Source organism: Streptomyces sp. NPDC032091 (assembly GCF_055580265.1).
Map to the genome: position 1 here is coordinate 14,783 of NZ_JBVILR010000040.1, position 18,716 is coordinate 33,498.

Here is an 18,716-nt window from a genome sequence, read left to right on the forward strand (position 1 = left end):
ATGACAACACGCCACCGTGTAGCCGCAGCCACAACCGTCACCGCTCTCGTCATCGCGGGCGTGCACCTCCTCGGCGCGACGAGCGCCCACGCCGATGGCCCCCAACCCTCCGTACCCCCCGGCACCGAGCCCTCCCCCGCCGCGCCCGTCGCCATCGACTCCAACGCCCCCGGGCTCAAGATCCCGCAGGGCGGGACCCTCGCGCCCGTCAAGGTGCTCGACATCGCCGAGGTCGTCGAGGACCTCGGCGGGGAGCAGCGGCGGCAGGAGACCAACCAGAACGTGATGATGGCCCTCCAGTCGGAGGTCCTCTTCCCCGAGAACAGCGCCGTCTTCAACGCCCAGGCCGCCGCCCGCATCCAGGCCATCGCGCAGGAGATCAACACCCAGAAGGCCACCCGCATCCGCGTCTTCGGCTTCACCGACGACCAGGGCAGCTACGAGCACGGCAAGGAGCTGTCCAAGCAGCGGGCCGACGCCGTCCAGGCGGAGCTGGCCAAGACCGTCACCAACCCCGGCGTCACCTACGACGTCCGCGGCTACAGCGAGGACTACCCGATCGCCGACAACAGCACCGAGGAAGGCCGCAAGAAGAACCGCCGCGTCGAGATCACCTTCCCCCGCGGCGCGTCCGGCGCGTCCGGCGCGTCCGGCGCGTCCGGCTCCGGCTGAGCCAGCGCCGCCCCGTACGGGAGTGCGCCGCGACCGGGTCGGGCCCACAACCACGCGGCGCCGCCGCCGCCCACCACGGCGGGCGGGGCTCTCCTGGTCCCTGCCGGTGCGTGGATGGCACACGCATCCCCGAAGAGGGATCATGATCCTGCCAGGCACGTGGAGGAGGCAGGCGATGCGGACGGACAGCGGACCCGGTGCGGCGGCCGAAGCGACCGGCCTCGACGGCGCGGCCGTCCTGCTCTACCGGTGGACGGTCATCCACGAAGGCCTGACCCCCGCCACCCTCGCGCAGGCGGCCGCCGAGACCGGAGTGAGCCCGCAGGACTGTCTGGTGGCCGTACGGTCCCTCACCGAGTCCTGCCTCCTCACGGAACTCCCCGCCGACGGCGGGTCGCAGGAGCCGGCCGGCTGGCAGCCGGTGAGCCCCCAGGCCGCCACCGCGCACCTGCTGGCGGACCGTGACGCCGCCCTGCGCGCGCAGGAGGAGGCGCTGCGGGAACAGCGTCGGCGCATCCAACTCCAGCGCGACGGGCTGGCCTCGCTGATGCCGGTCTACCTCCAGGCCCGCCAGCACGCCTTCCCCCAGGGGACCATCGACCACCTCCCGGACAAGCTCGCGGTCCGCGCGCTGCTGTCGGACGTGATCGACTCCTGCCGCAGCGAGGTGCTGATCTCCAAGCACGGCGGCTCGTTCCCGCCCGCGGCGCTGCGGGAGGCGCTGCCGCGCGACCTGGCGCTGCTCGGGCGCGGCATCCGGATGCGGAGCCTGTACCAGCACGCGACCCGTTTCGACCAGCCCACGCGGCTGCACGCGGAGCGGCTCATCGGGGCGGGCGCCGAGATCCGGACGCTGCCGGAGGTGCTGCCGCAGATGATCGTGGTGGACGGGTCGCTGGCTCTGCTGCCGGCCAGGTCGGGCGGTGCGCTGCTGATCCGGGAGCCGGACCTGCTGGCCTATCTGCTGGAGGTCTTCGAGCGGGACTGGGGGAACGCCGCGCCGTTCGCGACGGGGCCGCAGGCCGCGCACGACGTGTCCAAGACGATCAAGCAGAGCATCCTCGTGCTGCTCGCCAAGGGGCTCAAGGACGAATCCATCGCGCGCCGCCTGGGCATATCCCTGCGCACCTGCCGCCGTCACGTCTCCGAGCTGCTGGAGGGGCTCGGTGCGCACAGCCGGTTCCAGGCGGGGGTCATCGCCGAACGCCAGGGCCTGACCGACCACCCGGACCACCCGGACCGCCCGGCCCCGCCCGCCGGGGACGGCCCCCCGCCCGGCGCGGACGCCGCCGTCGCCCCGGTGGTGGCGGACGGCGTCCCGGAGTGTCCCGGGTGCGGCGGGGTGGTGGCCGCGCCCGCCGCGGGCCCGGGCCGGGCCGGCGGGCGTCCGCCCCGCCACTGCTCGCCTCGCTGCCGTGCACGCGCCTACCGGGCCCGGCTGAGGGAGCAGGAGACCGGGCCGGACGGGCCCATCTCGTAAGAGCCGTAGGCCAGTTGCGCCCCTATACTTCCTCCTATGCAGCAGCCCATGACGATCAGGCGTGCCACCGCACCGGACGCCGAACGCCTCACCGCACTGGTGCAGGGGTCCGGCGCCTACTCCGGGCCGTACGCCGCGATCGTCGCCGGCTACCGGGTGACCCCCGCCTCCATCGAGCGCCACCAGGTCTTCGCGGCCGTCGACCCGGCCGCCGGCCGGATCCTGGGCTTCTACTCCCTCGTCCTGGAGCAGGCCGAACTCGACCTGCTCTTCGTCGCGGACGAGGCGCAGGGCGCGGGCATCGGCCGGCTCCTCGTACGCCACATGCGCGACCGGGCGAGGAGCGCGGGCCTGGCGCACGTACGCGTCGTCGCGCACCCGCCGGCCGAACTGTTCTACCGGCGCCTGGGCGCCGAGCGGGTGGGCACGGTCGCCCCCTCGCCGCCGAAGGTGACCTGGGAGCGCCCCGAGCTGCGCTTCCGTACGCACGCCCCGGCACAGGTGATCGTCCTCAACGGCGGCTCCAGCTCCGGCAAGACCGGGATCGTCCGCTGTCTGCAGGCCGTGCTGCCGGACCCCTGGCTGGCGTTCGGCGTGGACACGCTCGTCGACGCCCTGCCGCCTTCCCTGCGCACCCCGGACGCCGGGATCGGGTTCGCCCCCGATGGCGAGGTGCTCGTCGGGGACGCCTTCCGCACCCTCGACGCCGCCTGGGCCGAGGGCATCGCCGCCATGGCCCGCGCCGGGGCCCGGATCGTCGTCGACGACGTGTTCCTCGGCGGGCCCGCGTCCCAGCAGCGCTGGCGGAAGGCCCTGGACGGGCTGGACGTCCTGTGGGTCGGCGTCCGGTGCGACGGCGAGGTGGCCGCGGCCCGGGAGATCGCCCGCGGCGACCGCCCCTCCGGCATGGCCGCCGCCCAGGCCGACGCCGTCCACCGGGGCGTGGTCTACGACCTGGAGGTCGACACCACGCGCACCGAATCCCTGGCGTGCGCCCGTGCCATCGCCGCCCGCGCCTGAGGCCCCGGTGTGACCCGGGTCACCTGAAAAGGGTGACACGGGGCTGTCGCGGACCGCCCCGAAGCTGTCCGCATGACGACGAAGACACCGCTCCCGATGCCGCTGCTGCCCCTCACCGACCAGGACGTCCTCGCCGAGACCCTCGCCTTCAACGAGCGGTTCGAGGCCGCCGCCGCGAGCCTCCCCGCCCGCGGACGGGTCGTGGACCCGGAACTCCTCGCGCGGCTGCGCCGCAACCGGCTCGCCGGCGACGCGCCGCCCGTGCGCCTGCCGCAGGGGCACGACCGGGTCGTCGCGGGTGGGGTGCGGGTACGGACCTTCGTGCCGGACGCCGGGCGGCCCCAAGGGGTGTACCTGCACATCCACGGCGGCGGCTGGTCCTTCGGCTCCGCCGACGGACAGGACGAGCGGCTCCGGGGGATCGCCGAGGAGGCCCGGCTGGCCGTGGTCAGCGTGGACTACCGGCTCGCGCCGGAGCACCCCTTCCCCGCCGGCCCCGACGACTGCGAGGCCGTCGCCCGCTGGCTCGTCGCGCACGCCGCCACCGAGTTCGGGACCGACCGCCTCCTCATCGGCGGCGAGTCCGCCGGCGCCCACCTCAGCGTCCTGACCCTGCTGCGCCTGCGCGACCGCCACGGCATCGCCGGGGCCTTCCGCGCCGCCCACCTCCTCTTCGGCCCCTACGACCTCTGCATGACCCCGAGCCAGCGCGCCTTCGGCCCCCGCCCCCTCCTCAGCAACACGGACTCCCTCCGCGGCAGTTACGAGCTGTTCTCCCCCGGCACCGACCACCGGCAGCGCCGCGACCCCGGGCTCTCCCCGCTCTACGCCGACCTGACCGGCCTGCCGCCCGCACGCATCGTCGTCGGCACGGAGGACCCCCTGCTCGACGACTCCCTCTTCCTCGCCCGGCGCTGGCAGGCAGCCGGAGCGCCCGTCCAACTCGCCGTCGTGGCGGGCGCGATGCACGGGTTCACCCTCTTCCCCCTCACCATCACCGAACGGGAACTGGCGCGCGAGCGGGAGTTCCTGGCCGTCGCCGCGGCCGGGTAGCGTCGGCCGCATGGACCGCACCACCCGGCTCTACGCCCTCGTGGAGGAACTGCGCGCCGCGGCGCCCCGCCCGCGTTCGGTCGCCGCGCTCGCCGCCCGGTTCGAGGTCAGTACCCGGACGGTGCAGCGCGACCTCCAGGCGCTGATGGAGTCCGGCGTCCCCGTCCGCACCGCCCTCGGACGGGGCGGCGGCTGGACCGTCGACCCGGCGATGACCCTGCCCCCCGTCCACTTCACCGCCGACGAGGCCGCGGCCCTGGCCGCCGCCCTCGCCACCGCCGGAACCCCCTACGCGGGCGCCGCCCGGACGGCGTACCAGAAGCTCCTCACCTCGATGACCGGCCCCGCCGCGGCGGCGGCCGAAACCCTCGCGGCCCGGATCGTCGCCCTGCCCTCCCGCACGGAATCGACGGTCCGCGACGCGGTGGAACGGGCCCTCACCGACGGCACCGTCCTGCGGCTCGGCTACGTGGACGCGGCCGGCCGCACGAGCGAGCGCACCGTGGAGCCGGCCGGCCTGCTCACCGCCGAGGGCCACTGGTACCTCATCGCCTGGTGCCGCACCCGCCGCGCCGGCCGCGGCTTCCGCCTGGACCGCATCACGACCGCCACCCCGACCGGTGAACCGTCCCACCCCCACGACCTGTCCGACCTCCTCCGCGGCTCGGTGGCCGCCACCGCGACCCGGCCGGCCGCGCTGGACGGGAGACCGCGCGCCTCTGGTTTCGTGGGATGAGGGGCGGCTTTGTGTCAGTCGGTCCTGCACCCGCGGTCCCGGACCACGGCCTGGTGGAAAGCGTCGAAGATCGCGGAGAGCGCTCTGCCGGACGCGTCGACACCCTTGTCCAGGAGCAGGTCCCGGTAGGTGTCGTTGGAGCTCATGGCGATGTAGAGGTCCCCGGAGGAGCAGGCGATCACGGTCCGCCTGTTCTCGGTCGTTGCCGAGGTGTCGCGGCGGACCCCCCGGGTCAAGGCGGGGTCGTCGCTGACCGTCAGCATGATCCGTGGCTCACCGGGACCGTGCAGCAGTACCTCGCACGCGCGGGTCCGCGAGCCGCGGCCGGTGACCCGGGACGTGCCCTGCTCCGCCTTCCCCTGGACGAGAGCGGCCTCCGGGAGCCTGAAGCCGGCCACCTCGCAGGTGTTCGCCGGATCGTCGGCGGAGACCGGCCCCTGCAGGCGTGCGGGGGTCTTGAGCACGCCGGTGTCCTGGCAGCCGAGGCCCTCCGCGACATGCCGCGCGGCACCCATGGCGGCCTTGGCCAGCGCGGTGGGCTCCCCCCGGCCCCCGGTCAGGTCCAGCTTGAGCACGGGAACCTCGTGGCCGCGGGAGCCCGGCCTCGTTTCGTAGGCGCAACCCTGGGGCAGCAGCACCCAGGCCTGCGTCTCGGAGGCCGCCCCGGTGGCTCCGCCCACGAAGTAGGAGCCGGCCGACGGGCTCTTCCACTGGAACGACCCCGAGAACGCGAAGTCGGCCCTGTCCAGGGAGAGTTCCGCCGTCATCCGCGGCCGCTCGCCGCCGAGCACCCCGTCGGCGCGCCGGACGGTGCACGAGAAGGAGTAGTACGGATCCCGATGGTCGTAGCCGTCGCCCTGCTCAAGCCGCCCGGGTCCGGCGAGTACCGCCCTGACCTCGGCGGAGTCGAGGGCGCCCTCGCAGAAGCGGTCCCGCCCGAGCACGTCGGTGTCCGACCAGAGCAACGCCCCGGCGCCGGTCGCCAACGCCAGGACCCCGGCCAGCACGGCGAACAGCGGGCGTCGACGGGTTCGTGGCGTGGTATCGGGCATCGGTGTCACTTTCGGTCTCGCAGGGCGTCGTAGGCGCTCTCCCGGCCGCTGGTGTAGCTCTGCTGGGCCTCTCGCTGGGCCGCTCCGACACTGGTCGCCGACTGATGGGTCTCGTTTCCCCAGCTCTGGAAGAACTTGTCGAGGTCTGTCTGCGCGGCGTCGTTGGCGGAGCTGATGCGCTCGCGTGCCAGCAGGCCCTGTTCCGAGGTGACTCCCTTGAGCCATTCGTTCCAGGCCCCGTCGACCGTCCGCTGGGCGAGGTCTCCGACGATGGGTATGCCGGTGATGGCGCCACCGATGACGTGGTACCCGTACACCCTCATGTCACCGGCCGCGCTCAGGACGGCATCGCGTTCACTGAGCTTGGTGTCGCCGCCTATGGCGTTGATCGCGCCGTTGACCTCCCCGATCTTGGCCGCGCGGTTCTTGAGGGCTTCGGGATCGGAGAGGTCCGAGGTGGTGAGTTGCTCCGCCATGTAGCGGCGCTCGGACTCGTGCAGGAGGAAGTAGTTCTCCGGATCCTCGGACACCCCTCTCAGCACACGCAGCACACTGCTTCTGCTGTTCTGGATCCTGGAATTGTCGCCGGCGGCCAGCGCGTCGTCCTTGCCTACCCTGTCACCGGGTCCTTCGCCGGCGATGATGTCCACAACGTCCGGGGAGTAGGACGACAGAGCACGGGCGAGAGGGCCGCGTACGTTCGCGTACTCCTCGCTTTTCAGGACGTTGTCGCCCTGTCCCTTCAGCACACCCTTGTCGTCCTTGCCGTTCCCGTCGCCATAGTCGAAGAGGTTGACGGCGTCGTGCATGATGCGGGCCTCGGCCTCGGAATGACGGGCGATCTGCGTGCCGAGAGATCCCGGGGTGTGGCCGGTCGTGCCGGTTTCCAGGACGAGTCCCAGGCCTGCCCGCACGTCTTTGTCGAAGGTGTCGGCAGATACGCGCTCACTGTTCCCGATCCACGTGGTGGTGTCCACGTGCCTCCAGTCGCGGTCCTTGAGCAGATACCGGAGGTTGTCGTTCTTGCCGTCCGGGCCGGGGTCGAGATAAGAGGTGGCGGCCTCGGGATTCCTCGACATGATGCCGAGGACGCCGTCGAGGGGATCGTTGGCGAACCACCCCCTGTTGTCACCGCTGAAGTTGCCCGTGAGGTCCCAGATATCCGGGTTGCCGCCTTGTTTCTTGTCCTCGGCCTTACGGATGTCCGTGGCCAGGTCGTGCAGGAAGGGGGTGGAGTACCCGTCGCCGTGCTGCATGAGAGTGGCCAGGCTCTGATAGCCGTGGACCTGCTGGCCGTGACTGCGACCGAGGGCGTAGTCGCCGATCTGCTTGAGGTCGTATGAGGCGAGCCCGGCCTTGTCGAGCTGGGTGCGGAAGTTCTTGTAGAACCCGGACCCGGGGTCCTGCATCGCGTTCGACAGGGAGTTGGCGAGGCCCTTCTCCACGTCCAGGTAGCGCTGTTTGTTGCCCTTGTCGTCGCCGTACGCGTGGTCGTTCAGCTTGTTCGTGAGCTTCAGGACGTTCTCCGCGCCCACTCCGTTGAGGAAGGTCTGGTTGAACACCTGGCTCTTGGCGTTGTCCCGGAAAGAGCGGTCCAGCTCGGCGTAGTCGGCTGCGGAAACGTTCCCGCCGCTGTTGATGCGGGTGGCGATGGACTGGGCGTTGCGGGCTTCGTAGACCTCGATGTCCCCTTGGGCGTCGGCGTTGAAGCCGTGGGAGGTCTCGTCGCCGCCGAAAGCGTCCTTGTTGCTGTCGACCACCACCGCGTCGAGGGCGATCTTGACGCCCTGGTCGGCCTCCGAGACGGCCTTCACCCCGTCGTCGATGCGCTGCTGCCATTCGGCGACGGCCTTGCGCAGGGAGGCCTCGCCGTCCGGGTCGTGGTGGTAGGGGCCGGCCTCGGCGGGTGTGAGCCTGGAGAAGTCGAAGGAGACCCTGCCCGCCTCCGAGACCGTCATGCCCGCCTTGACCGCCTCTTCCCGGGCGTTCTCGACCCTGTTCCTCAGGTCGGTGAACTGCTCGTGGGCGTCGCGTAACAGGCTCGCGATCGCCTTGGCCTGGATCTGCGCGGCGGAGTACTCGTAGCGGGTGCCGGTGAAGCTGTCGTGGGCAGCCAGGGCGCTGGCACCGAGCCAGTCGGGGCCCATGGTGATCTTCTGGACGCTGTCGCCGTAGCGGCCCTCGACCTTCTTCAGCTCCTCGGCCATGACGTCCCACTTGCCGGCGGCTGTCGTCAGCTGGGTCAGGTCGGTCGTCATCACCTGGTGGTACGTCAGCACGGTCCCCCCTAGAGCTTGTTGAGCTTCGACTGCGGGGCGATCGCCCGGAAGGTGTCACCTGTGGCGATGTCGTTGCGCGCGAAGAGACCAGAGGCGCCGCGCAGCGAAGTCTTCTCCGAGGCGAGCCGGCCCATCAGTACCTTGACCTGCTGGTCCCAGGTGTCCGCCACCTTCTTCAGACCCGCGGCGGTGTCCCAGCCCGCGAACGTCTTCACCGCGGCATCGGTGGCCTCGTCCGCGTGCTCCGTGGCCTTCTTGGTGTTCGGCTGAAGCTCGGTCTCGATGGTGTTCGCGGCGTCCGCCTTCTGGGAGGGCGTGGAGGCGAAGTCCGCGTCGCCGCCGCCTGGTCCTCCCGGTCCCCCCGGACGTAACCGGTCCTGTCCGTCCCGTTCCCCTGGCATGCCCGTGCCCCTCCTCCATCCGGTGGACCGTGATCGTAGAACGGGGGTTCGTGCGCGATCCAGGAGGAACGAGGAAAGAAGCCGTCAAGATCCCGGGCCCGGGATCTTGACGGCTCAGGGTGGGGCGGCTGGTGTCGGCCCGGGGCGTGTCGTCAGTCGTCCGGATCGAGCAGGTGATCGGCCTTGCCGGCCTTGATGTCCCGGATGAGCGCGGAGAGGGCCTCGCGGCTGTCGGTGAGGGGGCGGTCCTCCTGCCCGGCGACGGCGATGTAGCTGTTGCCGTCTGCGTCCACGCCGATCCGGTAGCAGCTGGCGCCTTCGCCGCAGTACGCGTCTTCCCAGTCGATGGTGGCCATCGGGTCCTCTCAGAGTTGGCGGGCCAGGGCTTGGATGAAGTTCCGGGATTCGGCAGGTGGCAGGCTGAGCCGCTCCATCCAGTCCAGCTGGGCCCGGTACTTGGACAGTTGGGCCTCGGTGTGCAGGAAGTCGGGGCCGTGCGTGCTGTCCACCTGTGCGGTGTCGAGCCGTGGGACGGGCCCCTCCAGGTAGTTGACGGTCTGGCCGGCGCCGGGGAAGCCGCCGGCCTCGAAGGTGAGGACGCGGACGACGATGTTGTCCCGCTCGGACACGTAAGCGAGGTACTCCAGCTGCGCCCGTGCCACTTTCGGCCCGCCGAACTGCATGCGCAGTGCTGCTTCGTGCACGACCGCGACGTACTCGGGCGCGGATGCCCCTTCCAGCACCTGCTGGCGCTCCAGCCTGTGTGCAAGGCGCAGGGCGACCTGCTGTTCCGGGAGCGTCGGTACGACGAACCGGAACAGCGCGAGGGCGTGCTCGCTCGTCTGCAGCAGGCCGGGGATGTGCACCGAGTGTGCGCACCGCATGCGCGTGGCGTGGGCCTCCAGCTCGGCGATGTCGAGCACTGCCGCTGGCAACGAGCCCCGGTAGCGCTCCCACCAGCCGCGTTTGCGGGTCTGTGCCATGGCGACCAGGGCACGGATGTATTCCTCGTCAGCGCAGTCGTAGTGGCAGGCCAGAGCACGCAGGCGCTCCTCGCTGATGGTCCGGACCCCCTGCTCCATGGCGGAGACCTTGGCCCGGTCGACTCCGAGCAGGCCGGCGGCGGATTCGGCCGATACGTCGGCTGCCAGTCTCATCCTGCGGAGTTCGACGCCCAGTCGCTTCTGCCGTTCGGTTGGCGAGGTGCGTGGTGGCATGGCTGCAGTCTGCCGTGTCGGCGCCCGCCGGATCCACGGGTCGCTCGATCCTGCCGACGAGGTGGCGAATGAGCCACCCCGCACGCTACGTTAGGTAGCGCACCGCTCACGTAGGGGAGTCGAAGTGCATCGCCGCAGCATGCCTCGGCCTCGGCGACGGGCCACCTCCCCCTCCCGCGTGAGCCATCCGTGCGCGTCGAGCTTCCTTCGCCAATGCGCCGTCCCTCCAGACGACTTGGGAGCCGAACATGCTCACCCCCTTCCACGCGCCCTTCTTCGCCACCCCCACCGCCTGCCCGGTCGCCCCCGACCACCCGGCCCCGCCGGACGGGCTCTCGTGCAGCATGACGCTGCCCGCCTCCGCCCGCTCGGCCGGGATCGCCCGGCACGCCGTACGGGCCGCGCTGCACGCCTACGCGCTCGACCCCCTCGCGGCCACCGCCGTGCAGGCCACCTCCGAACTCATGGGCTCCGCCTGGCGGATGGACCCGGGCGGAGAGCTGTACCTGTCCCTGCGCCACCGTGACGACGCCCTGCGTCTGATCGTCTACGACGGCCACCCCCCCCACGCCCACCCCCGCCTCGCCGCCCTGTGCGAAGCCCGCCGCCGGGCCACCCTCCGGGTCTTCTCGGCCCTCGTCCGGGACCACGGCGGAGCATGGGGCGTCGGGCCCTCCCGCGAACCCGGCGGCGGGACCCGCACCTGGGCCACGCTGCCCCTGTGAACCAGGGCGCCGCCCCGGTGGCCCGGGTCAGGCCTTGCGGGGCTGGTTGAAGCGCAGCATGTTGCCGGCCGGGTCGCGGAAGGCGCAGTCGCGCACCCCGTACGGCTGGTCCATCGGCTCCTGGAGCACGTCGGCGCCCGCCGCGCGGATCCGCTCGAAGGTGGCGTCGACGTCGTCCGTGGTGAAGATGACCCCGCGCAGCATGCCCTTGGCCATCAGCTCCGCGACGGCCTGACGGTCGGCGGGGGTGGCGTTCGGGTCGGCGAGCGGGGGCTCCAGGACGATCTCCACGTCCGGCTGCGAGGGCGAGGCGACGGTCACCCAGCGCATGTTCTCGTACCCGACGTCGTTGCGGACCTCCAGGCCCAGGACGTCCCGGTAGAAGGGGAGGGCCTTGTCGTGGTCGTCGACGGCGATGAAGCACTGCGAAAGCTTGATTCCCATGGCTCCGACGCTACGCGCGGCCGCCGGGTTTGGCTTCTCCGTTCCTGACCGGCCGGGTGTGGATCTTGGCGATGCAGGCGGGGATGGCGGCGCTGTCGCCGTGGTCGCGGGCCCGGTAGGCGCTCGGGCTCTCGCCGACCAGCTCGGTGAAACGGGAGCTGAACGAGCCCAGCGAGGTACAGCCCACCTCGAAGCAGACCTCCGTCACCGACAGGTCGCCGCGCCGCAGCAGGGCCTTGGCCCGTTCGATGCGGCGGGTCATGAGGTAGCCGTACGGGGTCTCGCCGTAGGCGGCGCGGAAGCTGCGCTGGAAGTGGCCGGCCGACATCAGGGCGATGCGCGCCAGAGCGGGGACGTCCAGCGGCTTCGCGTAGTCGCGGTCCATCGCGTCACGGGCCCGGCGCAGCCGGACGAGGTCCTCCAGGTTCACGCCGTCCACCATCTCACAGGGCGAAATCGGCCTGCCGGGGATGATCTTGGACGCATAGGCTGCGCCGCATGTCGCAGCCGCAGCCGCAGCCGCAGTCGCAGTCGCAGCCCGTGAAGCTCGTCGTCCTGATCACCACCCTCCCCGGCCGGGGCCGGGAGCAGCGGGAGGCGTACGAGCGCCTCGCGCCGCTGGTCCGGGCGGAGGAGGGCTGCCTGCGCTACGACCTGCACGCGGTGGCCGGCGACCCGGAGCGCTTCGTCCTGATCGAGGAGTGGACGTCGAGGCAGGCGCTGGCCGCCCACGACGCCACCCCCCACATGATCGAGGCCGACGCCACCAGCCCTGCCTTCCGCGCGTCCCCGGCCCAGGTCCTGGAGCTGACCGCGGCCCCCTGGCCTGAGCCGGCTCCCGGCCGCTCATCCGGCCGGCCGCGCGGCGGCCTCCATGAGCCGCTGCGCCGCCGCGCGGGCGTGGCGGGCCGGGGCCGGGCCGGGGTCGAGGGCGGCCACCACCGTCGCGCCCTCGGCCAGGATCAGGAGCTGCTCGGCGAGCTCCGGCGTGGGGGCGAGGTCCGCCAGGAGGGTGCGCAGCTCCGCCTTGTGGCGGCGGACGACGTCCAGGACGGCGGCCGGGCCGGTGCCCAGTTCCCCGTACGCGTTGAGGAACGCGCAGCCGCGGAAGTCCGGCTCCGTGAACCAGACCGCCAGCCAGTCGAACACCGCCGGTACGGGTTCCGGGGCGCCGGCCACCGCCTCCCGCAGACCGGCGATCCAGCGGCGGTCGCGCCGCTCCAGATAGGCGGCGACCAGGGCCTCCTTCGCGGGGAACAGCCGGTAGAGCCGCTTGAGCGGCACGCCCGACTCCGCGCGGATCCGGTCCATGCCGACGGCCTGGATGCCCTCGGCGTAGAACAGCGCCTCCGCCGCGTCGAGGAGGCGGGTGCGGGCCTCGTCATCGTCCATGGAGTGCAGGGTAATTCAGAAACGCTTGCTTTGAGAACGCTCGTTCTCTAGCCTCGGGAGAACGAGCGTTCTCCGCATCGTCGAAGTGAGAGGAACCTGCCGTGCATCCGGTACCGCCGTTCACCGAAGAGACCGCCCGCGCCAAGGTGCGGGCCGCCGAGGACGCGTGGAACACCCGCGACCCCGACCGGATCGCCCTCGCGTACAGCGAGGACTCCGTCTGGCGCAACCGCGACCGCTTCCTCACCGGCCGCGCCGAGATCCGCGCCTTCCTCGCCGAGAAGTGGCGGCGCGAGCTCGACTACCGCCTCCGCAAGGAGCTGTGGTCCTACACCGGCAACCGCATCTCCGTCCGCTTCGCGTACGAGTGGCACGACGCGGCCGGCCAGTGGTGGCGCAGCCACGGCAACGAGCAGTGGGAGTTCGACGACGATGGCCTGATGCGCCGCCGCGAGGCCAGCATCAACGACGTCCCGATCGAGGAGTCGGAGCGCAGGCTGCGCGGCTGACGCACCGGGTCGGGTCAGTAGAGGTAGGTGCCGAAGCGCTGCTCGGGGCGGCCGTTGCACGGCTCGATGGTGAGCTGGCTGCCGTGGCCGTTGTCGGTCAGGCAGTCGTTGCGCTTGTTCGCCGAGAAGACCTCGTACCACCCGTCTCCCTTGGGCATGAAGATCCACTTGCTGTTGTTGGTGGCGTCGTAGTGGTACAGCTGGGTGGTCCGGTTGTCGGCTCCGGACAGGTTCAGTACCTGGCCGTCCTTGACGCGGTTGGTCAGGGCGTACGTCGGCAGCCCGTCGGAGGTGTCCTCCTTCCGGTCCAGGCGCCAGCCCTGGGAGGGCTCGTTGGGGCTGTGCTGGGCCCACGTCTGGACGCGGTTGCCGTCGGCCGTGCCGCCGCCGGCGTCGTCGACGGCCCGCCCGGAGCCCTGGTTGACGATCGTGATCCACGAGCCGTCGGGGTGGTTGCCGCGGCTGCCGTTGTTGTTCGCCCCGTGGGACCCGAGGTCGGGGTTGACGGTCTGCGGCCAGCCGTTCGGGGTGATGGCCCACAGGACCGAGTTGTCGGACCGGTGGAGCACGAGGTTGCCGTCGTCCTGGAGCTGGACCCAGGCGTTCTGGTTGTTCGGGGTGCCGGTGGACCAGAGCGGGATGTTGTTGGCGGTGGACAGCACCAGGTTGCCGTCCCACTGCATGGTCAGGTGGTCGCCCCGGCCGACCGTGCCGCTCGCGTGGAGGACCCGGCCGCCGTCGCCGTACTCAACGAGGTTGCCGTCGTCCTGCATGATGAGGGTGTTGCCGTTGCCGGAGGCGAGGCGCTGGCCCTTCGACAGGGTCTGGCCGGCGGCGAGGATGGAGTTCCCGCCGGTGTGCGCGGAGTCCCGGCTGTCGAACTTGAGCCAGGAGTTCCAGCTGCCGGCGGACCCCATGCCGATCGCGTTGCCGTGGATGCCCCCGTTCGACTCCGTGTAGGACGTGATCTTCTGCCCCGCGTACCAGGACATGGTTCCCTGGAAGTTGGCCGTTCCCTGGTCGAAGATGAAGACGCCGTAGGAGTAGCCGTTGATGGAACCCGTGCGGAAGAAAGGGGTGTTGTTCACGCCCGGGCCGCCCCGCAGCCTGCCGGTGTTGACGTTCTCCGCGCCGAAGTCCTTGTCCAGGTAGACGACGACGATGTTGTACTTGTAGTTGGTGTCCTGGTCGACCTGATCCAGCATCGAGTTGACGAACGACTTGTACTGCCCGGACTGCTGGAACGCCGCGAAGACCCGGTCGATCCCCGAGATGACCGTGCCGAGGACGTCGCCGGCCGCCGCGGCGCTCGCCGTGCCCGTCTGCCCCGTCCGCGGTTTGCCGGCCGGCGTTCCCGCCGCCGTGTCCGCCAGGGCGGAGGGGGCGGAGGCCACCACCGCGGCGGCGAGGGCCGTCGCGATGACGGCGGTCCTGAATCCGGTCCTCGTCCTCTTCATGGGTCTTCCTCTTCTCTTTCGCTTCTTCGGTCCCCGAGGGCCAGCGGCAGCACCCGGGACCGGGAGCCGTGGCGGGGCGTGCAGACGGAGCCGGCCGGGGTGTGCAGGACCGACCCGGCCTGGAGGCGCAGGGTCAGTGCCGCCCCGGTCGGCGGGGCGATGTGCCAGGTGCTGGATCCGCCGAGCTGGCAGACCAGCAGGTCGTGTGCGACGGTGTCGCGTTCCGTGGGGTGGGGCAGGACGGTGACGCGGCGGCCGAGCCGGCCGGTCAGGGCGGCCGGGAGGAAGGCCTCCAGGTCGCCCGGCTCCGGCGGCTCGTGCTCGGTCCACATCAGTCCGGGGTTCCGCCCGAGGTGGACGGAGAGGAACAGTGCGATCTCCTCGACGAGGAGGGCTTCGGTCTCTCCGGGAACCCGGGCGGTGCTCGACATCCGGGACGGGCCTTCCTGGGGCCGGTCCCGCAGCGAACCGGCCGCCTCCGGGGCCCGGTGGGTGGTCGGGTTGACGGGCACCATCCTGTGCCGCGTCCGCCCGCGCGGGAATCCGCGACAACCCGGCCCCGGGCCGTCGGTCCCGTGGTTCAGGTCCCGTGGTTCAGGTCCCGGGTTCACGCCTCACGGCCGCACGCCCCGGCGGGTGCGGGCGGCGGTCAGCGGTCGCCGTCGGCGAGGAGGCCCGCCCGGGCCGCGGCCGCGCCGGCCTGGAAGCGGCTGTCGGCGTCGAGGCGGTCCATGATGTCGGCGATGTGGCGCCGGGCCGTGCGCAGGGACATGCCCAGGCGGCGGGCGATGGCCTCGTCCTTCAGGCCCGCGCCGAGCAGCCGCAGGATGGTCCGGTCGATCTCGCGGGCGACCTGCTCCAGGCCCTGGCTGGCGGCGTCCGCGAACACGGCGGCCTGCTCCCAGGACTGCTCGAACAGTTCGCACAGATAGGCCACGGTGTGCGGTTCGCGGATCACCACCGCACCCCAGCTCCCGTCGCTCAGCGGCAGGAAGGCCGCCTCCCGGTCGTACACCACCAGCCGGCCGAACAGCTCGTGCGCCGTACGGTGCTCCGCCCCCAGCTCGGAGGCCGCGGCGACGTAGGCCTGGGTCGGGGCGTGGAAGCGGGAGGTGTGCGGGTGCAGGACCCGCAGCCGGACGCCCCGTTCGAGCAGGGGACGGTCGCGCTCCAGCGTGTCGCGCAGGGTGTCGGGGGTGCGGAAGCCACCGGCGGGCTGGCAGGTGAAGACCTCTCTGCGGCAGGCGGCGGCGGCCCGGGTCATCAGGGTGCGCACGGTCTGCATGCCGGAGACGACCTCCAGCGCGCCGCCCGCCGCCTGCACCCCCTGCTGATAGGCGGAGGTGAACTGCTGGAGCTGCCGGCGCATGCGGAAGAGCTCGTACTGGCGGGAGCGGATCTCCTCCTCGACCGGGGCGGCCAGCTGGGCGGCCGCGACCTCGGGGGCCACCGCGTAACCGGTGCCGGGTTCCTCCGGGTCGGCATGGACGAGCCGGGCCGCCATCAGCCGCTCCAGCGAGGCCGCCGTGTCCACCGCGTCCAGCCCGAGGTCCTCGGCCATGGCCCCGGCGTCGAGGCGGCGGTGCCCGGCCAGCCACTGGTAGACCGCCCGATCCGTCTCCTCGAAGACCGTCAAGCCCGCTATTCGCCCGGGAATACGTCCTTCGTCCACTTCGTCCCCCGCTCCTCTTACTGCCACGTAACTTTAGTGAGGGGCGGAACGCATGGTCCCGGGGTTCGGCGGCGGTGATGCTGGGCGTGTCCCCGGGCGTCGGCCGTTCCCCCCGGCGCCCGGGGACTCCCGTCGATCCGACGACCGGCCCGACGACCGACCCGACTGACCAACGGAGTCATCGTGAAGCTCAAGCACCTCGCCCTCACCGCCCTGACCGCGGCCCTGCTCGCCGTGGCCGTCCCGGCCACGGCCCACGCCGGCACCGCCCCTCCCGCCGACCCGAGCGGGGGTGGGACCGGCGGCGGGACGGTGGGGGGTCCGTCGGGCTGCCGCTGGGTCTCGGCCGAGGAGCTGCGGCAGCGGTACACCCCGGAGGCGATCGCCCTCCTGCAGGCCGCCGGAAGTCTGACGGACGGCCGGCTGTGGAGCTGCTCCGGCGGCGGAACCGGCAACGGCTGGGGTCCGCTGCCCCCGCGCGACGGCCGGACCGTCTGATGGCCCGCCCGCCGAGCACCCGGACGCCGGCCATGGCCGCCCGCCCCGCGCCCGACCCCGGGCCCCCGCCCGTCTTCACGGCCCGCGAGCAGGAACTCCTGGGTCATCTCGCACAGGGGGCCACCGACCGCGCCATCGCCCACCGCATGGCGCTCAGCCCCCACACCGTCGACACCTACCTGCGCCGGCTGCGCCACAAGACCGGCACCAGCAACCGCATCCAGCTCGCCATCGTCGCCCACACCACCCTGCGCTCCGCCTGAGCGACGTCCCGGAAGGCCGTGAAGGGCCCCACCCGACCCACCCCGATGGCCCCCGTGTCTGTTGTGCCCCCTCCTGTGCCGGTTCGGTAGCGTGGACCGGCGTACGCGTCCGATGACAGGAGGCACGCCGGTGCCGGGTTCCACGCGCAGGGCACGGGCGGCGGTGCGCGGCGCCGAGGCGCTGGACGCGCGGCTGCCGCTGGGGGAGATCGCCAAGGGCGCGGTGCGCAAGGTCTTCCCCGACCACTGGTCGTTCCTGCTCGGCGAGCTCGCCCTCTACAGCTTCGCCGTCCTGCTGCTCACCGGCGTGTACCTGTCCTTCTTCTTCGACCCCTCCATGCGCGAGAGCGCCTACCACGGGGCGTACGCGCCCCTGCGCGACGTGCGCATGTCGCAGGCCTACCTCTCCACCCTCCGCATCAGCTTCGACGTCCGCGGCGGGCTCCTCATCCGGCAGGTCCACCACTGGGCGGCGATCGTCTTCGTCGCCGCCATCGGCGCGCACCTGCTGCGCGTCTTCCTCACCGGGGCCTTCCGGCGCCCCCGCGAGCTCAACTGGACGATCGGCGTCACCCTCTTCGCGCTGGCCACGCTGGAGGGCTTCGCCGGCTACTCCCTCCCCGACGACCTGCTGTCCGGGACCGGTCTGCGCATCGCGCAGGGCGTCATGATGTCGGTCCCGGTCGTCGGCACGTACCTGGCCTTCTTCGCCTTCGGCGGGGAGTACCCGGGCCTCGACATCGTCCCCCGCCTCTACCCCGTGCACATCCTGCTGGTCCCCGGCCTGCTCCTGGGCCTGATCACGGTCCACCTGCTGCTGGTCGTGCACCTCAAGCACACCCACTGGCCCGGACCCGGCCGCACCGGCCGCAACGTCGTCGGCCTGCCGTTCTTCCCCCAGTACCTGGCCAAGTCGGGCGGGCTGTTCCTCCTCGTCTTCGGGCTGCTCGCCGCCCTCGCCGCCGTCGCGCAGGTCAACCCCATCTGGGTGTACGGGCCCTACCGCCCGGACGTGGTCTCCACCGGCTCCCAGCCCGACTGGTACATCGGCTTCCTGGAGGGCTCCCTGCGGCTGATGCCCGGGGTGGAGACCCGGCTGTGGGGGCACACGGTGGCGTGGAACCCGTTCGTGGCGGCCGTCCTGCTGCCCGGCGCGCTCTTCACCGCGCTGTACGCCTACCCCTTCTTCGAACGCTGGATCACCGGCGACCACGGCGAACGGCACCTGTGCGACCGCCCCCGCGACCGCCCCGTCCGTACGGGGCTCGGCGCGGCGGCCCTCGCCTGGTACGCCGTACTGCTGCTCGCCGGGGCCCAGGACGTCCTCGCGTTCGTCTTCGCCGTGGCCCTGCCGGAGCTGACCTGGACCCTGCGCGCCGCGTTCTTCGTGGTGCCGGCGCTGGTGTTCTGGCTCACCCGGCGGCTGTGCCTGGCCCTCCAGGACCGGGAGCGGGAGCTGCTGACCGGCGGCGAGGAGACGGGCCTGGTGCGCCAGGGCGTCGAGGGGGGTTTCCACCCCGAGCACCGGCCGCTGCCGGCGGCGGAGCGGTACGTGATGCTCGTCGGGGACCAGCCCCGGCCGCTGGAGGACGACCACGACCCGACCCGCCCCCTGCCGCACCGGGTGGCCCTGCGGGTCCGGGCGGCCGTCAGCTCCTGGTACTACCGCGACCGGGTCCCCCACCCGGTGACCCCCGAGCAGCGCGTGGAGATCGCCGAGCTGACGGCCGGCCCGGACAAGCCGGCCGAGCGCTAGACGAGTAAGTCCGAAGTCTTCGGGCGCATGAAGCGAGGGTCTCGTTGGTTCGTTTGTGACGACAAACCTGGAGACCCTCGCGACTGCACT

The 18,716-nt window shown here is 72.1% G+C and carries 21 protein-coding genes and 2 pseudogenes; 12 read left to right on the forward strand and 11 right to left on the reverse strand.

Annotation, left to right across the window (positions count from 1 at the left end; all coding sequences use genetic code 11):
* From ACZ5NJ_RS36880 to ACZ5NJ_RS36905, 6 genes and pseudogenes are all read left to right on the forward strand, one after another.
* A complete protein-coding gene (locus ACZ5NJ_RS36880; RefSeq protein WP_468771040.1) occupies positions 1-672 on the forward strand; it encodes an OmpA family protein in 672 nt (223 codons plus the stop codon).
* A 175-nt stretch (positions 673-847) separates the two neighbouring features.
* The gene (locus ACZ5NJ_RS36885; RefSeq protein ID WP_468771041.1) at positions 848-2,152 is read left to right on the forward strand and encodes a helix-turn-helix transcriptional regulator; all 1,305 of its coding nucleotides are present in this window, start codon (positions 848-850) and stop codon (positions 2,150-2,152) included.
* 48 nt (positions 2,153-2,200) lie between these two features.
* Positions 2,201-2,635 (forward strand): annotated as a pseudogene (locus ACZ5NJ_RS36890) (GNAT family N-acetyltransferase); the annotation flags it as partial.
* Between the two features lie 18 nt (positions 2,636-2,653).
* Entirely contained in the window at positions 2,654-3,172 is a 519-nt protein-coding gene (gene cpt, locus ACZ5NJ_RS36895; RefSeq protein WP_468771075.1) for a chloramphenicol phosphotransferase CPT, read from the forward strand.
* A gap of 72 nt (positions 3,173-3,244) precedes the next feature.
* A complete protein-coding gene (locus ACZ5NJ_RS36900; protein WP_468771043.1) occupies positions 3,245-4,225 on the forward strand; it encodes an alpha/beta hydrolase in 981 nt (326 codons plus the stop codon).
* A 10-nt stretch (positions 4,226-4,235) separates the two neighbouring features.
* The gene (locus tag ACZ5NJ_RS36905) at positions 4,236-4,961 is read left to right on the forward strand and encodes a helix-turn-helix transcriptional regulator (protein ID WP_468771045.1); all 726 of its coding nucleotides are present in this window, start codon (positions 4,236-4,238) and stop codon (positions 4,959-4,961) included.
* Between the two features lie 14 nt (positions 4,962-4,975).
* Here ACZ5NJ_RS36905 and ACZ5NJ_RS36910 read toward each other — a convergent pair whose 3' ends face one another.
* From ACZ5NJ_RS36910 to ACZ5NJ_RS36930, 5 genes are all read right to left on the reverse strand, one after another.
* Positions 4,976-6,013 carry a hypothetical protein gene (locus ACZ5NJ_RS36910; protein WP_468771046.1) on the reverse strand — a complete coding sequence of 346 codons (1,038 nt, stop codon included), beginning with the start codon at positions 6,011-6,013 and terminating at the stop codon, positions 4,976-4,978.
* Between the two features lie 5 nt (positions 6,014-6,018).
* The gene (locus tag ACZ5NJ_RS36915) at positions 6,019-8,271 is read right to left on the reverse strand and encodes a DUF6571 family protein (protein ID WP_468771048.1); all 2,253 of its coding nucleotides are present in this window, start codon (positions 8,269-8,271) and stop codon (positions 6,019-6,021) included.
* 29 nt (positions 8,272-8,300) lie between these two features.
* Positions 8,301-8,693 carry a hypothetical protein gene (locus ACZ5NJ_RS36920; RefSeq protein WP_468771050.1) on the reverse strand — a complete coding sequence of 131 codons (393 nt, stop codon included), beginning with the start codon at positions 8,691-8,693 and terminating at the stop codon, positions 8,301-8,303.
* 152 nt (positions 8,694-8,845) lie between these two features.
* Complete coding sequence (locus ACZ5NJ_RS36925) at positions 8,846-9,049, reverse strand: hypothetical protein (RefSeq protein WP_468771052.1); 204 nt, start codon at positions 9,047-9,049, stop codon at positions 8,846-8,848.
* 9 nt (positions 9,050-9,058) lie between these two features.
* Positions 9,059-9,910, reverse strand: coding sequence for a helix-turn-helix domain-containing protein (locus tag ACZ5NJ_RS36930; RefSeq protein WP_468771054.1), 852 nt, complete (start codon positions 9,908-9,910; stop codon positions 9,059-9,061).
* A gap of 248 nt (positions 9,911-10,158) precedes the next feature.
* On the opposite strand from ACZ5NJ_RS36930, the gene ACZ5NJ_RS36935 reads away from it, so the two are divergent.
* Positions 10,159-10,635 carry an ATP-binding protein gene (locus tag ACZ5NJ_RS36935; protein ID WP_468771055.1) on the forward strand — a complete coding sequence of 159 codons (477 nt, stop codon included), beginning with the start codon at positions 10,159-10,161 and terminating at the stop codon, positions 10,633-10,635.
* Positions 10,636-10,662: 27 nt separating this feature from the next.
* Here ACZ5NJ_RS36935 and ACZ5NJ_RS36940 read toward each other — a convergent pair whose 3' ends face one another.
* Both ACZ5NJ_RS36940 and ACZ5NJ_RS36945 read right to left on the reverse strand, forming a co-directional pair.
* Entirely contained in the window at positions 10,663-11,079 is a 417-nt protein-coding gene (locus ACZ5NJ_RS36940; RefSeq protein WP_468771057.1) for a VOC family protein, read from the reverse strand.
* Between the two features lie 10 nt (positions 11,080-11,089).
* Positions 11,090-11,509, reverse strand: coding sequence for a helix-turn-helix transcriptional regulator (locus ACZ5NJ_RS36945; RefSeq protein WP_468771059.1), 420 nt, complete (start codon positions 11,507-11,509; stop codon positions 11,090-11,092).
* A gap of 68 nt (positions 11,510-11,577) precedes the next feature.
* Here ACZ5NJ_RS36945 and ACZ5NJ_RS36950 point away from each other — a divergent pair.
* Positions 11,578-11,826, forward strand: a pseudogene (locus ACZ5NJ_RS36950) (putative quinol monooxygenase); the annotation flags it as partial.
* A gap of 99 nt (positions 11,827-11,925) precedes the next feature.
* On the opposite strand, the gene ACZ5NJ_RS36955 reads toward ACZ5NJ_RS36950, so the two are convergent.
* Positions 11,926-12,471, reverse strand: a complete 546-nt coding sequence (locus tag ACZ5NJ_RS36955; protein ID WP_468771061.1) for a TetR/AcrR family transcriptional regulator — start codon at positions 12,469-12,471, stop codon at positions 11,926-11,928.
* A gap of 101 nt (positions 12,472-12,572) precedes the next feature.
* Between ACZ5NJ_RS36955 and ACZ5NJ_RS36960 the strand changes: the two genes are divergently transcribed.
* The gene (locus tag ACZ5NJ_RS36960; RefSeq protein WP_468771062.1) at positions 12,573-12,980 is read left to right on the forward strand and encodes a nuclear transport factor 2 family protein; all 408 of its coding nucleotides are present in this window, start codon (positions 12,573-12,575) and stop codon (positions 12,978-12,980) included.
* 14 nt (positions 12,981-12,994) lie between these two features.
* Here the strand turns inward: ACZ5NJ_RS36960 and ACZ5NJ_RS36965 are convergent, their stop codons facing one another.
* The 3 genes from ACZ5NJ_RS36965 to ACZ5NJ_RS36975 form a co-directional block, all read right to left on the reverse strand.
* Positions 12,995-14,437: an RICIN domain-containing protein gene (locus ACZ5NJ_RS36965; protein WP_468771064.1), complete on the reverse strand. Its 1,443-nt coding sequence runs from the start codon at positions 14,435-14,437 to the stop codon at positions 12,995-12,997.
* Entirely contained in the window at positions 14,434-14,952 is a 519-nt protein-coding gene (locus tag ACZ5NJ_RS36970; protein ID WP_468771066.1) for a hypothetical protein, read from the reverse strand. Before ACZ5NJ_RS36970 ends, ACZ5NJ_RS36965 begins: the two co-directional genes overlap by 4 nt.
* Positions 14,953-15,086: 134 nt before the next feature.
* Positions 15,087-16,073 carry a LuxR C-terminal-related transcriptional regulator gene (locus ACZ5NJ_RS36975; protein WP_468771067.1) on the reverse strand — a complete coding sequence of 329 codons (987 nt, stop codon included), beginning with the start codon at positions 16,071-16,073 and terminating at the stop codon, positions 15,087-15,089.
* 219 nt (positions 16,074-16,292) lie between these two features.
* On the opposite strand from ACZ5NJ_RS36975, the gene ACZ5NJ_RS36980 reads away from it, so the two are divergent.
* The 3 genes from ACZ5NJ_RS36980 (at position 16,293) to qcrB (ending at position 18,626) form a co-directional block, all read left to right on the forward strand.
* Positions 16,293-16,607: a hypothetical protein gene (locus ACZ5NJ_RS36980; RefSeq protein ID WP_468771069.1), complete on the forward strand. Its 315-nt coding sequence runs from the start codon at positions 16,293-16,295 to the stop codon at positions 16,605-16,607.
* Positions 16,607-16,870, forward strand: coding sequence for a response regulator transcription factor (locus ACZ5NJ_RS36985; protein ID WP_468771071.1), 264 nt, complete (start codon positions 16,607-16,609; stop codon positions 16,868-16,870). Before ACZ5NJ_RS36980 ends, ACZ5NJ_RS36985 begins: the two co-directional genes overlap by 1 nt.
* A gap of 112 nt (positions 16,871-16,982) precedes the next feature.
* The gene (gene qcrB / locus ACZ5NJ_RS36990; RefSeq protein WP_468771073.1) at positions 16,983-18,626 is read left to right on the forward strand and encodes a cytochrome bc1 complex cytochrome b subunit; all 1,644 of its coding nucleotides are present in this window, start codon (positions 16,983-16,985) and stop codon (positions 18,624-18,626) included.
* Positions 18,627-18,716 lie beyond the last annotated feature (90 nt).

Excerpts from the sequence above, each read along its gene's own strand:
- ACZ5NJ_RS36880 (WP_468771040.1), top strand. The coding sequence starts at position 1 with ATGACAACACGCCACCGTGTAGCCGCAGCCACAACCGTCACCGCTCTC.
- ACZ5NJ_RS36885 (WP_468771041.1), top strand. The coding sequence starts at position 848 with ATGCGGACGGACAGCGGACCCGGTGCGGCGGCCGAAGCGACCGGCCTC.
- ACZ5NJ_RS36900 (WP_468771043.1), top strand. The coding sequence starts at position 3,245 with ATGACGACGAAGACACCGCTCCCGATGCCGCTGCTGCCCCTCACCGAC.
- ACZ5NJ_RS36905 (WP_468771045.1), top strand. The coding sequence starts at position 4,236 with ATGGACCGCACCACCCGGCTCTACGCCCTCGTGGAGGAACTGCGCGCC.
- ACZ5NJ_RS36910 (WP_468771046.1), bottom strand. The coding sequence starts at position 6,013 with ATGCCCGATACCACGCCACGAACCCGTCGACGCCCGCTGTTCGCCGTG.
- ACZ5NJ_RS36915 (WP_468771048.1), bottom strand. The coding sequence starts at position 8,271 with ATGACGACCGACCTGACCCAGCTGACGACAGCCGCCGGCAAGTGGGAC.
- ACZ5NJ_RS36920 (WP_468771050.1), bottom strand. The coding sequence starts at position 8,693 with ATGCCAGGGGAACGGGACGGACAGGACCGGTTACGTCCGGGGGGACCG.
- ACZ5NJ_RS36925 (WP_468771052.1), bottom strand. The coding sequence starts at position 9,049 with ATGGCCACCATCGACTGGGAAGACGCGTACTGCGGCGAAGGCGCCAGC.
- ACZ5NJ_RS36930 (WP_468771054.1), bottom strand. The coding sequence starts at position 9,910 with ATGCCACCACGCACCTCGCCAACCGAACGGCAGAAGCGACTGGGCGTC.
- ACZ5NJ_RS36935 (WP_468771055.1), top strand. The coding sequence starts at position 10,159 with ATGCTCACCCCCTTCCACGCGCCCTTCTTCGCCACCCCCACCGCCTGC.
- ACZ5NJ_RS36940 (WP_468771057.1), bottom strand. The coding sequence starts at position 11,079 with ATGGGAATCAAGCTTTCGCAGTGCTTCATCGCCGTCGACGACCACGAC.
- ACZ5NJ_RS36955 (WP_468771061.1), bottom strand. The coding sequence starts at position 12,471 with ATGGACGATGACGAGGCCCGCACCCGCCTCCTCGACGCGGCGGAGGCG.
- ACZ5NJ_RS36965 (WP_468771064.1), bottom strand. The coding sequence starts at position 14,437 with ATGAAGAGGACGAGGACCGGATTCAGGACCGCCGTCATCGCGACGGCC.
- ACZ5NJ_RS36970 (WP_468771066.1), bottom strand. The coding sequence starts at position 14,952 with ATGGTGCCCGTCAACCCGACCACCCACCGGGCCCCGGAGGCGGCCGGT.
- ACZ5NJ_RS36985 (WP_468771071.1), top strand. The coding sequence starts at position 16,607 with ATGGCCCGCCCGCCGAGCACCCGGACGCCGGCCATGGCCGCCCGCCCC.
- qcrB (WP_468771073.1), top strand. The coding sequence starts at position 16,983 with ATGACAGGAGGCACGCCGGTGCCGGGTTCCACGCGCAGGGCACGGGCG.